Origin of the sequence: Streptomyces sp. NPDC001903 (assembly GCF_042891345.1) — a bacterium.
Classification (GTDB): domain Bacteria; phylum Actinomycetota; class Actinomycetes; order Streptomycetales; family Streptomycetaceae; genus Streptomyces.
Genome location: NZ_JBIASZ010000002.1, coordinates 364,058 through 378,640, shown reverse-complemented (window position 1 = coordinate 378,640; position 14,583 = coordinate 364,058). Strand labels below are relative to the sequence as shown.

Genomic DNA, 14,583 nt, shown 5'->3' with positions numbered 1-14,583 from the left:
TCCGCGCCACCTCCGCCGGCCGACTGCCCGGGCCCGGCGCTTCGGCGCGGCGGGGGGCCGTGGCGGCCTGGGCCGGGCCCGAAGGGGCCTTTCGGCGGACGACCCCCTGCCGACGGACAGCGGCGCGGCGATACTGAAATGGAGTCGACTGCTCAATCCCCGGTCTCTGATCACTCTGGGTAGTCATCGCGGCAGTAGTCGCTGTGCGGTCCGTTCGGCAGGTCGAAGGGTGGCAGTGATGGACGCACCAGCGCCCCGGTCGGGCGAGGCGCCCGAGGACCCGTTCGCGCTGCACAATTCGGCTTCGGCCGTCCTGGACGAGCACGGCAGGGTCGTCGGCTGGAGCGAGCGCGCGCAGGAGCACCTCGGATACCTGCCCGATGAGGTGCTGGGCCGTATGGCCTTCGAGTTTTTGTTCGACGACCGTGACCGTGAAGCGGTCCGGGACGCGGCGGCCGCGTGCCGGCACGACGGCGGCTGGTCCGGCATCCTGCCCGTGCTGCACCGCAGCGGGCGACGGGTGGAGCTGGGCTTCCGCGCCCGCGCCGTGATCCGCGCCGGCTCGGCCCGCGAGTGGTTCCTCGTCGTCGCCCCGGCGGAGGAGGTGCTCCGGTGGGAGACGGACCGGTCGGTTCTGGACGGCCTGTTCCGGCGCTCTCCGATCGGCCTGTCCGTCCACGCCCCCGACCTCAGCATTCTGCGGATCAACCGGGCGCTGGCCCGGTTCACCCAGCTCTCCACGGCGGAGATCCGGAGCCGGAGCATCGGTGACTTCCTCATCGGGCCCGATGTGGAGATCATCGAGACCCGACTGCGCCGGGTGCTGGAGACGGGCGCCCCCCTGATCTTCACCGAGCAGCCCTGCCGCCTGAGGAGCGACCCCGACCACGAGCGGGTGGTGTCGGTGTCGGCATTCCGGATGCAGGACCCCTCCGGCGAGATCCTCGGCGTCACCCAACTGGTGGAGGACGTCACCGACCGCTACCGGGCCCGGCGGCGGCTCGCGCTGCTCAACCGGGCGAGCACTCGTATCGGGACCACGCTTGATCTCGGCCAGACCACCCGGGAGCTGGCCGACGTCGCCGTCCCCGACCTCGCGGACGCCGTCTCGGTGGATCTGCTGGAGTCGGTGGTCCGAGGCGAAGAACCCGCCGAGGAGGCCGGCGGCGGGCCGGTCCGCAGGATGGCCGTGCACTCGGTCATGGCGGAGGCGCTGCGGGTGATGTTCTCCACCGGAGAGGTCTTCCACTTCGACCCCCGTACCCCGCAGGCCAGGTGCCTCGCCGAACAGCAGCCCATCCTCGAACCCGTGCTCCGGAGCAGCCCCGGCTGGTACTTCCAGGATCCGGAGCGAACCCGACGCGCCTTCGGCCTTGAGGCACACTCACTGATCGTCGTACCGCTGACGGCCCGTGGTCTGCTCCTCGGCCTGCTCAGCCTGTGGCGGGCCGAGCGGCCCGAGCCGTTCGAGGAGGACGACCTCACGCTCGCGGAGGAATTCGCCGCGCGGGCCGCCCTGTGCATCGACAACGCCCGCCGCTACACGCAGCAGCATCAGGCCGCGGTGACGTTGCAGCGCAGCCTGCTGCCGCAGGAGCTGCCCGAGTACAGCGCGGTCGAGGTCGCGCACCTCTACCTGCCGGCCGAGACCGCCACCGGCGTCGGCGGCGACTGGTTCGATGTCATCCCCCTTTCCGGAGCACGGGTGGCCCTCGTCGTCGGCGATGTCGTCGGCCACGGTCTGCACGCCGCGGCCACCATGGGCCGCCTGCGCACGGCCGTGCACACCCTGGCCAGCCTCGACTACGCTCCGGACGAGGTCCTCTCGCACCTGGACGACCTGGTGAACCGCCTGGCGGATGAGCAGGAGCTCGCGGGCGGACGTTCGCGGGGCCGGCAGATCGTCGGCGCGACGTGCCTCTACGCGGTCTACGACCCCACCTCCCGGCGCTGCACCCTGGCCCGGGCGGGCCACCTGCCCCCGGCCGTGGTGACCTCCGACGGCGCGGTCAGCGTGCCCGACCTTCCCGAGGGGCCGCCGCTCGGTCTCGGCGGACTTCCGTTCGAATCCGCGGAACTGGAACTCGCCGAGGGAAGTCTGCTGGCCCTGTACACGGACGGCCTGGTCGAGGCCCATGGTCTCGATCTCGACGAGGGGCTTGAGCGGCTGCGAGCAGCCCTGTCCCGGCCGGGCCGCTCACTGGAGGAGACCTGCGCGGACGTGCAGCACGCCCTGTTGCCGGATCACCCGCCGGATGACGTCGCACTGCTCCTGGCACGCACCCGCGTGCTGGCGGCGGAGCAGGTCGCCTCCTGGGAACTGCCCGCGGAGCCGACCGCGGCCGCCCGGGCACGGCACCTGACGGAGACCACGCTGAACACGTGGGGCCTGGGGGAGCTGGCCTTCACCGCAGAACTGGTCGTCAGCGAACTGGTCACCAACGCCTACCGGTACGGCGGCGGCACACCGGTGACCCTGCGGCTCATCCGCGACCGCAGCCTGATCTGCGAGGTGTCCGACAGCAGCAGCACCGCTCCACATCTGCGACGGGCGCGAACCACCGATGAGGGCGGGCGCGGTCTCTTCCTGGTCGCTCAGCTCACCGAACGCTGGGGTACCCGCTACACCCGGGACGGCAAGACCGTCTGGACGGAGCTCCCCCTCGCCGCAGCAGCGGAAGGTACTCCCGGTCAGTCGTCGCGTCCGTCGCGTTCGTCGGTTCCGGCGACGTAGGCGACGAGCACGCCGGCGAGCACGGCCCAGGCCGCCGCGACGGGTCCCGCCGTGGTCCAGGCGAGGAGGCCGAGCAGCAGGGCGGTGAGGGCTCCGGTGGCGAGGGCCCGTGGGCTGGTCAGGAATTTCCAGTGCTTGCGTCCGCTGCCGGGATGGCGGATTTCGGCGACCGCCGTCCTGATGACGAGGGCGGCCACCACCAGGGCGATGCTGAGCAGGGTGATCGCCATGGCGTCTCCGATGCTGTCCGTTGCGCTGTGTGGCGGCTTGTCCTGCCTGCGGACGAGGACGACCAAGAATAGTGGCCGGTCGACGGCCCGCGCGCGCTCGGAAGGGACACGTGCCTCGTGGCGAAGCCCCGGGCCGCCGGCCCGGGGCTTCGTTCACTTCGGAGACGGGTGCGCCGCGAGGGGCACTAGCGGCCGCGCCCCCGCTGGATCTCGAAGTGGTCGATCCGCCGGCCCGTCTCGGCCAGTGCGCTGACCTTCAGCTTCGGGGAGCGGCCCGTCTCGACCTCGACCGCGAGGAAGGAGTAGTTGGTGTACCGCACCCGCGACCACTCGACCGTCTCGGTCGCCTTCGTACCGCCCTTGACCCACCGGTACGACTCGACGCCGTCGCGGTCCGCGACGTGGCCCTCGTACGAGTCCGGCACCGGGAAGCTGTACAGCGAGCGCCCCGCCGCGCCGGCCGTGACGTACACGATGCCGTCCTGCGTGGGGTCGGTGCGCTCGCCGATAGGAACCTTCCGGCCGACCTTGTTGCCCTTGATCGCGTCGGTCCGCTCGTACACGTGGTTGTGGCCGTTGATGACCAGGTCCACCTGGTGCTTCTCGAACAGCGGCACCCACACGTCGCGCACCCCGCCCTCCGAGGCGTGCGCGCTCGTGGTGGAGAACGCGCAGTGGTGGAAGAACACCACGATGAAGTCCACGTCGCGGCGGTGGCGCAGTTCGCCCAGCCGGCGGTCCAGCCACGCGGTCTGCTTTCCGCCGCTGATCCCGAAGTTGGCGGGGATCTCGTACGAGACGTCGTTCGCGTCGAGTGCGATGACCGCGACGTTGCCGTGTACGAACGAGTACACGCCGGGCTGGTTGACCGGGTCCGGGCCGTTGTCGGGCAGGGACCAGCGGGCGTTCTGGCCGCCGTAGCCCTGGGGCGAGTACCAGGCCTCCATGTCGTGGTTGCCGGTCGTCACCATCCACGGCACGGTCTTGGCCACCGTCTCCGTCTGGGCCAGGAACTGGTCCCAGGCCCGCGCGTCATAGGTGTCGCCGGCGGTGCCCGAACCGGAGGAGTCGGCGTAGCAGATGTCGCCCGCGTGCAGGTGGAAGGCCGGGTTCTGGGCCAGCAGCACCGCGTCGTTGCCGAGTGCGTGGTAGCTCACGCCCTGGTCGCCGAAGGCGGTGAAGGTGAAGTTCTCGGCGCGCGAGGGGGCGGTGGTGAAGGTGCCGAGCGTACCCAGGTTGCGGTGGTCGGCGGGGTCGAAGCCGTCGTGCCCGACCCCGTAGTAGTAGGTCTGGCCGGGCCTCAGCCGGTCCAGGCCCACGTGCAGGTAGAACTGCTCGGCCGCGGCGATCTTGCCGCCGTTCAGGACGGGGGTGCTCAGGTGCCGGACCTCGGCATCGATCTTCACGCTCAGCGCCCAGGGGCTGGTGCCGACGCGCAGGTACGGCTTCTTCACCGCGAACGGCACCTGCCAGGACACCCGCATCTGCGTCTTCGGGTCGGCGCCGTACTGCAGGTGCCGTGCGAAGGGTGCGGCCAGGGCGCCGTCGACACCGCGCCGCTCGGTGGAGGTCAGCGCGGTCGGAGCCGCGTACGCGGGCGAGGCCGCGCCGACGCCCAGGCCGGCACCCGCGACGGCCGCGGTCACCGCACCCGCGCGCAGCGCGCCGCGCCGGGTGAACTTCGCACGCAGGTATTCGTGCTGCTCGGCCATGCTCATCCGGGAGGCGAGCTTCTGGGGGATACCGAAATCGGGAAGGTCCATGGCCGTAAACCTCATCGTCCGAGACGACGCGGAGTTCGCCGGGAGGTGAACGGACGGGGGCGGAACCCCCATGAGAATCCCCGGAAATGCCCATCTTCGTGCCACCCCGGTCCGGTGCCGGACACCGATGCCGGACACCGATGCCGGTCCGTTCCCGGGGTGGCGCGCCCGGCGGACCCGGCTTCAGTGCTCGCAGAGGGAGAATTCCCGTTCGTAGAGCTGCTCGTTGTGCTCGGCGACGAAGAACTTGCGTTCCCGCATGAGTTGTTCGCGGTAGTCCTTCGCCTGCTCGAGCGTCATCGTCGAGGTCTCGGACCACGGCTGCTGCGGCGGCACATCGTGTGTCGAGACGATCCTTTCCGACGGGTCGACCAGGAAGAAGGCGAGAATCTTGCGATGTCCCGGACGGGTGGCGTCCACGAGGCGGAACGAATCGACCCGGTGTTGCAGGATGTTCGGGAACGCCACGCAGCGGCCCGCGGGGGTCGGTGTCGATCCCAGCATCTGGTTCAGCGCGTCCTCGTCCTCCAGGCCGTAGACCTCACGCAGACCGTTGTCGTCGTTCTGTTCGTAGTTCGGGTCGTCGAGAGCCGCCCGGAAACCCAGCCGGCTTTCGGTGATGTTCTCGCTGTCCCAGTAGTAGATGCCGGTCGAGACGATCCGCTCGTTCATCATCCCCTCGACGTGCCAGGAACCGCCGGGGTACTCGGGCTTGTCCGGCGTGAGGTGAAGGGTGGCGAGCTTGACGATGACCTGGAGGCGACGGCCGCGCAGGCTGACCCGGGCGGAGGCGTCGGGCGCCTCGGGCGGGGTGAACTCCGGGGCGTCCGGGACGACCGGGCGGCGGTTCTCCCACCAGTCGTCCTGTGCCTGTTCCCACGCACGACGGGCTTCCGCGTAGGCCTCGTCATCGGGGTAGGAGGATTTGCTCGGATACTCGGGCTCCGAGTCGTACCACCCGTAGGGATCCGCCTCGATGCGCAAGGGCCGCGGATGGCGCAGATCGGTGAGTACGTTCTCCAGCAGCGGGAGCAGGCGCGCGAACAAGTCCGGCAGGACGGAGGCCAGTTCACGGTGATCATCGGGGTGGACGTTGTTGACGTACGAACGGAAGGCGACCTCGCCGTCGTCGGTGACGTCGACGTCCGTGGGCAGCCACTGGAACTTCTCCGAGAATTCGTACTTCGAATAGCGGTCCGTCGGATTCAGCCAAGCCCGCTCGGGAGCGCCGCTCGCCTCTCGCACCAGGCAGAACAGCGAGGGGTGTACGAGATCCAGTACCTGGCCGTCGGAGCCGGGGTGCCAGTCCTTGTCCGCTTCGGGAACCTGTTCCAGAACCTGAACCGCCTCGCGCAGCCGGGACCTGAGCAAGCCGTCGACCAGCGTGTCCGACTGCCACACCCCGTCGACGGCGGACACCTCGATGCCGGTGCGTTCGTCCCGCAGCGCGGCGTAATGCGCGAGTTCGGCGAGCACGTAACGCACCTGGGCTTCGGTGAGGCCCTGGGCGAGCGCTTCCTGCGTCCACCTGGCGACGACGTCGGCATCCTTCATCTTGTCGAACCACCCGGGCTTCGCCCGAATGTGTGCGCTGCACTGGATCATCTGAAGTTCCCGCAGCGTTCGGGGTGTCGCGAACGATATGGAACGGGATGCGTGAAAGGGCAGCGGGAAAGCAGACAGGCCGGTCAAATCCCTCGGTCCTCCGAGTCGGTGTGCGGTGGTGGGAAGGATAGTTCAGCGGACCGGGTCCACTACTCACCCGGCCAGCCGGCGCACAGCCGTCACGACGGCGTCCGCGCCGTTCTCCACCGCCATATGCCGTGAGGCTGCCGCGGATGCCTTCGCGTACGACGGATCCCGCACCACGGCGGCGAGGGCATCGGCGAGCCGTTCGGCGGTCAGGGTGCGATAGGGAACCGGGGGTGGGGCCGCACCGATCGCGGCGAGCCTCGCTGCCCAGAAGGGCTGGTCCGCGGCGACCGGCACCGTGACGGACGGGATCCCGGCGCGCAGGGCCGCGGCCGCCGTGCCGGCGCCGCCGTGGTGGACGGCGGCGGCCAGCCGCGGGAACAGCAGGGAGTGCGGGACGTCGCCGATGGTCAGGACGTCGTCGCCGTCGGCGGCGAGCCCGGCGCTGCCCGACTGCAGTACGCCGCGCAACCCGGCCCGCCGCAGCGCCCGTACGGCGATCCCGCCCAGACGTTCCCCCTCTCCCGCGGCCATGCTGCCGAGGCCGACCAGCACCGGTGGCGCTCCCGCAGCGAGGAAGTCCTCCAGTGCATCGGGCAGCCGACGGCCCGGGTCGACGTAGGGCCACCAGTTACCGGTCACCCTCAGGTGGTGCGACCAGTCGCGGGGGCGCGGCAGCAGCGCCGTGCTGAAGCCGTGCAACACGGGCCAGCTGCCGGCGCTCTGGCGGCGGCGCATCCGCGCGGCGGACAACGGGGGCAGTTCCAGGCGTTCGCGCAGGCGCGCGACGGCCGGGGTGAAGACGCGGTCGGTCCTGCGCAGGGCGAGGCGTGCGGCGGTCCGGTTGCCGAGTCGGCCCAGTGACCTGGTTCCCCTCGCGGTGGGGGCGAAGTCGCCGGTGGGGGCCGTGGGCCGCAGGTACGTGCCGAGGCCGGGTATCCCGGTGGCTTCGGTGACGTGCCAGCCGAGCGGGGCGGTGGTGGCCGACAGCAGAAGCAGGTCCGTACCCTCGGCGACCGCGTCGGCGAACCCCTCGCCCAGGTCGGCGGTGAACGCGGCCGCGGCCGCGGCCCGCGCCGGTTCGCGCGTGCCCCCGACGTCGCCGTGCGCCCGGGGCTCCGCGGGCAGCGGACGGAACTCCAGCCCGGCCTCCTCGGCCAGGGGCGCGAACGAACCGGTGGCGGCGAGAGCCACCTGGTGCCCGGCCTCGCGAAGGGCGCTGCCCAGCCCGGTGTAGGGAGCGACATCATCGCGTGAGCCGGCCGTGGCGATCAGAATTCTCATGCGTGCACCTCGTATGCGGGTCTTGCTGCGGCTGCGGCTGCGGCAGCGGCGGAGGCCATCCCGTCACGGCGTCATTGCGTGACCGTGTCCCCGTGGCGGTGGGCCACCCGCCACACCGCGTTCTCGCGGCGGTACACCTGGGTGGCCCGCAGCGTGTAGGTGCGCGGTTCCCCGTCGACGGAAGCGCTTACGTGCTCCAGGCCGGCCGTGTAGGCCATGTCGCCCACGACGTCGTACGCCAGCAGCTCGAACGCGTACGAGGTGCAGTGCGAGAAGGACGCACCGAGGGCGGTGAAGAGGGCGTCGACCTCGGCCCGGCCGCGGGCGTTGCGCCAGGCACCCAGCACGCTGACCGGCTCCGCGCGCGACCAGAGCGCCCGCCTGGGCTCCGGGTCGCCGTCGTGCAGCGCGGTCTCCGCCCGGTACAGGTCGGTCTTGATCCACGTAAGGAAGTCCTCGCGGTCACCCATGCCTCCATCATGCGGTGCGGGCCGCGGATGACGCGCTCGACGGTGCCGATGGCCTCCGGCGCTAACACGCGGGGGACGAGCCCTTCTGGCCGGTGAGGTCGCGGTTGTACAGCCACCCGCTGGTGTTCGTGCCGTCCACGCGCACGTACGTCCATTGGTTGCCGTACGAGTTGACGGCGTAGCAGTGGTACCAGAGCTTCGTTCCGTTCTTGACCAGGGCGCCGGCGGGGCAGTTCTGGTACGGCGCGGCCAGCAGGTGGTGGTCGCCGGAAATGTAGCCGTAGGTGCCCGGCTTCGGGTCCTTGTGGGTCCAGCCGGTGCATCCCGTCGGTACGGGGCCCGGCTGGGCCGGGGCGGGCGAGGACGCCGCCGAGGAGGGCGCTGCCGTGCTCGGCTTCTTCGAGGCGGAGGGCGTCGGCTTGGCGTGGGTCCGGGAGCCGGAGGGAGAGGGCTCCGGGGTGTCCGCGCCCGGCCGGCCGTCGGCCGCCGGGGAGCCGCCACCGGTGGCGGGCGTCGGCGCCACCGCCCGCGTCCGGTCTCCGCCGCCCCCCGTGGTCACGGCATAGGCGACACCACTGGCGGCCAGTACCGCGACGGCCGCCGCGGCCATCGCGAAACGGCTGCGCCGCGTCCGGTGCGCGGTCTCGGAGTTCTGTGCGGCGGTCGGCGGCCGGCCCGGCGGGGGGAACCCGCTGTAAGGAGCGGGGACATGGGGTTGAGGAAACGATACGGCGGGCGCGGCGCCCACACCGCCATCGCCCGGACCACCGACACCCGGACCACCGGCGACCGGACCACCGGCGACCGGACCGCCGACGACCGGCGGCGGACCGAAGCCGACGGCCGGCCCCACGACGGACGGCGCCGTCGGGGTCGCCGTCCCGGCGGCGGGAACCGGCGGCGCGGGGTGCGCCGCGGCCCCGCCCGCCGCCACCCGCTCCAGCATCACGCGGGCCTGGTCGGCGGTGGGCCGGCTCGCCGGCTCCTTCGCCATCAGCGCCATCAGCACCGGAGCGAGCGCCCCGGCCCGCCGGGGTGCGGGCAGCGGCTCGGCGACGATCGCGGCCAGGGTGGACCACACCGAAGTGCGGCGGAAGGGCGAGACGCCCTCCACCGCCGCGTACAGGGTCATCCCGAGGGACCAGATGTCCGAGGCGGGGCCGGGCTCCCTGCCCTGCGCGCGCTCCGGCGGCAGGTAGTCGAGCGAGCCGACCAGCTGCCCGCTGCGGGTCAGTTTCGCCATCGCCTCGTCGTCGGATCCCTCCATCGTGGCGATGCCGAAGTCGGTGAGCACGACCCGGCCGCCCCGCTCCAGCAGCACGTTGCCCGGCTTCACGTCCCGGTGCAGGACGCCCGCCCGGTGCGCGGCGTCGAGCGCGTCCATCAGCTTGGCGCCGATCGCGGCGGCCTCGTACGGGTCGAGCGCGCCGCGCTGCGTCACCACGTCGTCGAGCGAGGGTCCGTCGACGAGTTCCATGACGATGACCGGCAGGCCCCGCTCCTGGGTCACGTCGTGCACGGTGACCACCCCGCTGTGCCGGATGCGGGCCGCTGCCTGTGCCTCGCGCTCCATCCGGGTGCGCAGGTGGGCCAGTTCGGACTCGCTCGCGTCGGTGTAGGCCCGCAGCACCTTGACGGCGACCTCCCGGGCGAGCAGTTCGTCGACGGCCCGCGCCACCACTCCCATGCCGCCGCGGCCGACCACGGAGGTCACCCGGTAGCGCCCCCCGAGTACCTTGCCGACGAGGTCCCCGTCTTTTTCTTGCCCCTCTTGGCCCGCTGGCACCACATGCTCCGTTCCACGACCGGTCACTCGCGACGATGCGACCGGTCACAAGCGTAGATGCATGATCGGCGGGCGGTGGAATGATCGGTGTCCGTCCGTCCGCTCGCCGTCCATCCGCTCGCCGCTCGCCGCTCGTGCACCGTCCCCGGGGGAGCCCGTGTACCAGCCCCGTCGCCCCGCCCACTCCTTACGTGCCGAAGCCGCCTTCCGAGCCCGCCTCGCCGAGGCGGGCGCGCAGCTCCTGGAACCCGTCTGGCTGGGGAACGCCGCTCCGCACCGCGTCCGCTGCCCGGCCGGCCACCTGTGCACCCCACGCCCGTCCAACGTCCAGCAGGGGCAGGGTCTGTGCCGTACGTGCGCGCGCAAGGACCCGTCCGCCGCGTCGGCCGCATTCCTCGAACGCCTGAGTGCCGTCGGCGCGGTGCTCCTGGAACCCCTCTGGCTCGGCGTCCACACCCCGCACCGGATTCGCTGCGCCGCGGGGCACCTGAGTCTGCGGCGGCCGTCCGCCGTGCGGCGCAGCGGCCGGGTCTGCCGACGGTGCCCCCGCTTCGGTACCGCACCGGCGGCCGGCTCCCGCGTCGTGCCGGGACCGCGGTGACCGGCCGGGCTCGCGGGAGTTCCTTGGTGTGCCCTGGAGCGTCATGGGGTGGCGCGGCCGTGGCCGCCCCGGCCGAGTTCCTCGAGGAACTGCCTTTGGCCGTCGAGGGATCAGCCGAACTCACCCGCGCCATGGACCCGGACCCGCTGCTGCCGCCTCTGCGCCGACATCGCCCGCGAAGCAGCGGACCGGGCCACCCGCTGAGGACGTCGGCGGCGGCCTCCGCAACCAGCGGTGGGGGAGCGGAACTTCGTATCGTAAGCGCCGCTGTCCCCGTGGTCGGCGTTTTCCGTGGGGCCGACGCCATCATCTCGCGTTTCGCCCGCGTCCCTCCTCGGCGGCTGCGATGCTTCCGCCGGTGTCACAGGGCTCCCGCCCCGCGAGGGGCCGGTGACACCGGCGAACGTGGGCGGCTCCGTGTGCGGGACGGCGCTCCGGTTCGTCGTGCCGGAGCGTCCGGCCGCGGCTTCCCAGGAGTCTTCGCCTCCGGCCGCCGTCGGGCGCAGCTCAGAGGGGGAGGCTTCGATGTCATCGACTGCTGTGGTGAGCGGACCGAGATCCCGGTGGCGCCACCGGCTGCCGGCCGTGGCCGCGTCGTTCGCGCTGGCCGCGGGCGGCCTGACGGCTCTGGCGGTTCCGGCGGCGGCGGAAGGGGTGTGCGCCGCCCCGGTCGTGGCGGATGCCGTCACCACCATCACCTGCACGGCGGGCGGTTCCGGAAGCCTCACCGTGCCCGACGGCATGTCCGGCGCCGTGGTCACCCTCGACGGCGCCGGAGGCGGGAACACCTTCGACGGGACACCGGGCGGCAAGGGCGCGCACCTGGTGGCGACCCTCCCCGCGACCGCCGGGCAGACGTTCAACGTCACCGTCGGCCGCCGCGGCGCCAACGCCACTGCGAACCCCCAGTTCGGCGCGTCCGGGTTCGGCGGCGCCCTCGTCGCGGTGACCACGGCTTCCAACACCCCCTTGCTGACGGCCGGTTCGGGCGGCGGCGCGGGCGGGGCGGGCATCGGTTCCCCGGCCTACCCGGGAGCGGCCGGCGGCGACAGCGGCCACGCGGGCGCCGACGGCCACGGCCTGGTCCCGGACGCGCAGGGCGGTACGGGCGGCGGCCCGGGCACCGACACCGCAGGCGGCGCGGCGGGTACGGGAGGGCAGGGCGCCGACAACGAGGGCGCGAACGGTTCGCCCGGCGCCTACCCGAACGGCTCCGGCGGCGCCGCCGCGCAGGGAGTCTTCAACCCGACCGGCGCCGGCGGGCGCGGCGGAGCGGGCTACGGCGGGGGAGGCCGCGGCGGTGCCGGCGGCCGGTACGGAACCACGGGTGGCGGAGGCGGTGGCGGAGGCGGCGGATCCAGCCTGGTCTCCGGCACGGTCCCCGGCTCACCGGTCGTCCTGACCGACGGGGCCAACGCCGGCGACGGCCGGATCGTGTTCGCCTTCCACCGCGACGCGCCCACGGTCACCGGCATCAGCCCGGACACCGGCCTCGCGGCGGGCGGCACGGCGGTGACGGTCACCGGCACGAATCTGGCGGGCGCCGTCATCACCTTCGGCGCGGGCAACCCGGCCACCGCCGTCTCCTGCACCCCGACCTCCTGCACCGCCACCGCACCGGCCGGCACCGGGACGGTGGACGTACAAGCCACCACGCCCGCCGGGACGAGTGCCGCGTCCCCCGCCGCCCGGTACAGCTACCTTCCGGTACCCGTGGTGACCTCGCTCAGCCCCTCCGCCGGCCCGACCGACGGCGGGACCGTCGTCACGGTCACCGGGACCGGTCTGAGCGGCGCCACCTCGCTGACCTTCGGCCCCGGAAACCCGGCCGGCGCCCTGTCCTGCACCGCCACCACCTGCACGGCCACCGCACCCGCGCACGCCGCCGGCCCCGTCGACGTGCAGGTCACCACGCCGGGCGGGACCAGCGCCGCGGTCGGCGCGGGCCGGTACACCTACCAGCTCCCGCCCGCCGACATCGACGTCGACCTGGCCGCGCAGCCGGGCCTCAGCCTCCTCGTCCCGTACCTCACCTACACCCTGACCGCCCACAACACCGGCCCCGGTACGGTCACCTCGGCCACGCTCACCGCGACCCTGCCGCAGGGCTCCTCCGCCACCGGGCTCTCCCCGGGGTGCACCGTCATGGGGACCACCGTGACCTGCGGCTACGGCACCATCGCCGCCGGCGCCGCCTCGGCCAAGACGTTCCGGGTACCGCTGGGCCTGCTCTCGCTGGGCCGCGTCTCGGTCACCGCCACCCGTACCGTGTCCGCTCCGTCCGACCCCAACCCGCTCAACGACGGCGCGACCGCCAGTTGCACGGTCGTCTCCGTCCTCCTGGCCACCTGCCCCTGACCCCCCGGGACCACGTCCCCTCCAGGACCGGCCCCGGTCCCGCGAGCCCGCCGGCTCGCGGGACCGGGCCCTACGCCCCTTCGTCGTAGGTACCCGCCTCGATTTCGAGGGCGAGTTCCCGCAGGACCTCGATCGAGGTGACGTCCGTGCGGCCGCTGTCGTGCGCGATCGCGAGGCTGGTGAATGCCAGGCTGAATCCGGAGACCATCGTGTGCAGGGCCGGTCCCAGCGCTTCGGCCACCAGCGCCGCCACCTGTTGCGGAGAGGCGTCGGCCGGGACACTGATGGAAGGAAGCATCTCGTTCAGGAGTGTGGTGGCCACACCCGCCGTCGCGGCGGGGCCGTCGTCATCGCCGAGGGCGTCGCCGTAGCCGTCGTCGTCCTGGCCGGATTCGACGGCCCGGCGGATGTTCTGGGCTTCGGTGAGGATGCCGATCACCCGCTTGAGTACCTCTGCGCGTTCCATCCTGCGGAGCGTAGCCCGTGCTCGCCGGCCGGGGGCGGGGTCTGGCCACTGCGCGGGCCCGCCCCGCGCCGCGTGTTCCGCGCATTCCTGGGGAGACGCCAGGAGGGCGAGCAGCGCGCCCCGAACCGGTGCTGCGACGAAGAGAGAGGCCAAGGTCATGAGCGACTCCGAAGCACACGGCGACGAGGTCTACCAGCCTCAGCCCGAGGACGAGCCCTCCGAGCGTCAGCCGGACATGGACGACAGCGTCGGGGAACCCGGCACCGATGCCCTGATCGATCAGGGCTACTCGCCGCCCGAGCGGCTCTTCACACGAGAGCGGGGGGACAGCCTCGACGAGCGCCTCGCCCGCGAGCTTCCCGAGTGGGAGATGCCCGACGGCGACGGGATCGGGGACCTGACGGGTGGCGCGGGAGAGCCCGTGGATCCGCAGGCGGGCGGCGCGCGGGCCGGCCGGCTGGCCCCGGTCACCTCGTTCCCCCACGGGAACAGCATGCTCGCGCAGGACGTCGGCATCGATGCCGGTGCCGCCTCCGCGGAGGAGGCCGCCGTGCACCTCATCGAGGACCTGGACGAGGAGGAGAACGAGGGGCGGCCGTAGCGGAGCGGGCCGCGGCCCGTCGCACCCGGCCCGGCCGGGTCACGCGTACGGCCGAGAAGCCCGCGCCGGCGGCCGGCTCACCGGCCGACGATCTTGCGTACGTTTTCGACGCGGCCGCAGTCGGATGCCAGCTGCTTCTCGCGTTCCCGCAGGAACGCGGCGCCCAGCTCGGCCCTGCGCTCGTCGGGAACGCTCTCCCTGGCACCGTTGAGGATCGTCCGCTCCTCCTCGTCGAGGTGGTGGGATACCGCCTTGACCAGGGCCTCCAGCCGCGTGTCCCACTCCTCGGAGCCGACGTCGTCGACTTCCAGCAGCGCGAGCAGGGCCTCGTTGCCCTCGGCGTGCTCCTCCTCGCCGTGCTCGACTTCCTCGTTGTCGACGCCCCTGAAGCGCTTGAGAGCCCCGTAGACCTCTGCCTCCTCGGCCTCGCCGTGCGCGATGAGCAGGGCCGCGAACTTCTCCCTCGCTGCCGCGCGGTCGGCCTCGACGCTCCGCATGCGGCGGAACAGCTCCTCCATGGTGCGGTGGTCCTTGAGGATCACCGCGACGACGTCCTGGTCCTGGTCCATGCGCTCTCCCGCCATACCGCTCGCCTCCT

At 72.6% G+C, this 14,583-nt stretch carries 12 protein-coding genes; 4 read left to right on the top strand and 8 right to left on the bottom strand.

All coding sequences use genetic code 11. From position 1 onward, the window contains the following. Nucleotides 1-238: 238 nt before the first annotated feature. Nucleotides 239-2,734 carry a SpoIIE family protein phosphatase gene (locus ACFYZS_RS05350; protein WP_389007057.1) on the top strand — a complete coding sequence of 832 codons (2,496 nt, stop codon included), beginning with the start codon at nucleotides 239-241 and terminating at the stop codon, nucleotides 2,732-2,734. Here the strand turns inward: ACFYZS_RS05350 and ACFYZS_RS05345 are convergent. The 6 genes from ACFYZS_RS05345 to ACFYZS_RS05320 form a co-directional block, all read right to left on the bottom strand. Then, nucleotides 2,692-2,964, bottom strand: a complete 273-nt coding sequence (locus ACFYZS_RS05345) for a hypothetical protein (protein WP_389007055.1) — start codon at nucleotides 2,962-2,964, stop codon at nucleotides 2,692-2,694. The two genes, ACFYZS_RS05350 and ACFYZS_RS05345, sit on opposite strands and share 43 nt — an antisense overlap. Before the next feature lie 185 nt (nucleotides 2,965-3,149). After that, nucleotides 3,150-4,727 carry a purple acid phosphatase family protein gene (locus ACFYZS_RS05340; protein ID WP_389007053.1) on the bottom strand — a complete coding sequence of 526 codons (1,578 nt, stop codon included), beginning with the start codon at nucleotides 4,725-4,727 and terminating at the stop codon, nucleotides 3,150-3,152. 183 nt (nucleotides 4,728-4,910) lie between these two features. Beyond that, nucleotides 4,911-6,419: a DUF4246 domain-containing protein gene (locus tag ACFYZS_RS05335; protein WP_389007051.1), complete on the bottom strand. Its 1,509-nt coding sequence runs from the start codon at nucleotides 6,417-6,419 to the stop codon at nucleotides 4,911-4,913. 66 nt (nucleotides 6,420-6,485) lie between these two features. After that, on the bottom strand, nucleotides 6,486-7,703 hold the full coding sequence (locus ACFYZS_RS05330) for a glycosyltransferase (RefSeq protein WP_389007049.1): 1,218 nt from the start codon (nucleotides 7,701-7,703) through the stop codon (nucleotides 6,486-6,488). A 71-nt stretch (nucleotides 7,704-7,774) separates the two neighbouring features. Next, a complete protein-coding gene (locus tag ACFYZS_RS05325; RefSeq protein ID WP_389007047.1) occupies nucleotides 7,775-8,173 on the bottom strand; it encodes a nuclear transport factor 2 family protein in 399 nt (132 codons plus the stop codon). Between the two features lie 61 nt (nucleotides 8,174-8,234). Beyond that, nucleotides 8,235-9,959, bottom strand: coding sequence for a serine/threonine-protein kinase (locus tag ACFYZS_RS05320; protein WP_389007045.1), 1,725 nt, complete (start codon nucleotides 9,957-9,959; stop codon nucleotides 8,235-8,237). 157 nt (nucleotides 9,960-10,116) lie between these two features. Between ACFYZS_RS05320 and ACFYZS_RS05315 the strand changes: the two genes are divergently transcribed. Together ACFYZS_RS05315 and ACFYZS_RS05310 are read left to right on the top strand one after the other, a co-directional pair. Further along, nucleotides 10,117-10,560 (top strand): hypothetical protein, encoded by a 444-nt coding sequence (locus tag ACFYZS_RS05315; RefSeq protein ID WP_389007043.1) that lies wholly within the window; start codon nucleotides 10,117-10,119, stop codon nucleotides 10,558-10,560. Nucleotides 10,561-11,103: 543 nt separating this feature from the next. Beyond that, a complete protein-coding gene (locus ACFYZS_RS05310; RefSeq protein ID WP_389007041.1) occupies nucleotides 11,104-12,918 on the top strand; it encodes an IPT/TIG domain-containing protein in 1,815 nt (604 codons plus the stop codon). A gap of 70 nt (nucleotides 12,919-12,988) precedes the next feature. On the opposite strand, the gene ACFYZS_RS05305 is transcribed toward ACFYZS_RS05310, so the two are convergent. Then, the gene (locus ACFYZS_RS05305) at nucleotides 12,989-13,384 is read right to left on the bottom strand and encodes a hypothetical protein (protein ID WP_389007039.1); all 396 of its coding nucleotides are present in this window, start codon (nucleotides 13,382-13,384) and stop codon (nucleotides 12,989-12,991) included. A gap of 157 nt (nucleotides 13,385-13,541) precedes the next feature. Between ACFYZS_RS05305 and ACFYZS_RS05300 the strand changes: the two genes are divergently transcribed. After that, nucleotides 13,542-13,985 carry a DUF5709 domain-containing protein gene (locus ACFYZS_RS05300; RefSeq protein WP_389007038.1) on the top strand — a complete coding sequence of 148 codons (444 nt, stop codon included), beginning with the start codon at nucleotides 13,542-13,544 and terminating at the stop codon, nucleotides 13,983-13,985. 77 nt (nucleotides 13,986-14,062) lie between these two features. Here the strand turns inward: ACFYZS_RS05300 and ACFYZS_RS05295 are convergent, their stop codons facing one another. Next, nucleotides 14,063-14,554: a hemerythrin domain-containing protein gene (locus ACFYZS_RS05295; protein ID WP_389007543.1), complete on the bottom strand. Its 492-nt coding sequence runs from the start codon at nucleotides 14,552-14,554 to the stop codon at nucleotides 14,063-14,065. Between the last annotated feature and the right edge of the window lie 29 nt (nucleotides 14,555-14,583).

Excerpts from the sequence above, each read along its gene's own strand:
- ACFYZS_RS05350 (WP_389007057.1), top strand. The coding sequence starts at position 239 with ATGGACGCACCAGCGCCCCGGTCGGGCGAGGCGCCCGAGGACCCGTTC.
- ACFYZS_RS05345 (WP_389007055.1), bottom strand. The coding sequence starts at position 2,964 with ATGGCGATCACCCTGCTCAGCATCGCCCTGGTGGTGGCCGCCCTCGTC.
- ACFYZS_RS05340 (WP_389007053.1), bottom strand. The coding sequence starts at position 4,727 with ATGGACCTTCCCGATTTCGGTATCCCCCAGAAGCTCGCCTCCCGGATG.
- ACFYZS_RS05330 (WP_389007049.1), bottom strand. The coding sequence starts at position 7,703 with ATGAGAATTCTGATCGCCACGGCCGGCTCACGCGATGATGTCGCTCCC.
- ACFYZS_RS05325 (WP_389007047.1), bottom strand. The coding sequence starts at position 8,173 with ATGGGTGACCGCGAGGACTTCCTTACGTGGATCAAGACCGACCTGTAC.
- ACFYZS_RS05305 (WP_389007039.1), bottom strand. The coding sequence starts at position 13,384 with ATGGAACGCGCAGAGGTACTCAAGCGGGTGATCGGCATCCTCACCGAA.
- ACFYZS_RS05300 (WP_389007038.1), top strand. The coding sequence starts at position 13,542 with ATGAGCGACTCCGAAGCACACGGCGACGAGGTCTACCAGCCTCAGCCC.
- ACFYZS_RS05295 (WP_389007543.1), bottom strand. The coding sequence starts at position 14,554 with ATGGACCAGGACCAGGACGTCGTCGCGGTGATCCTCAAGGACCACCGC.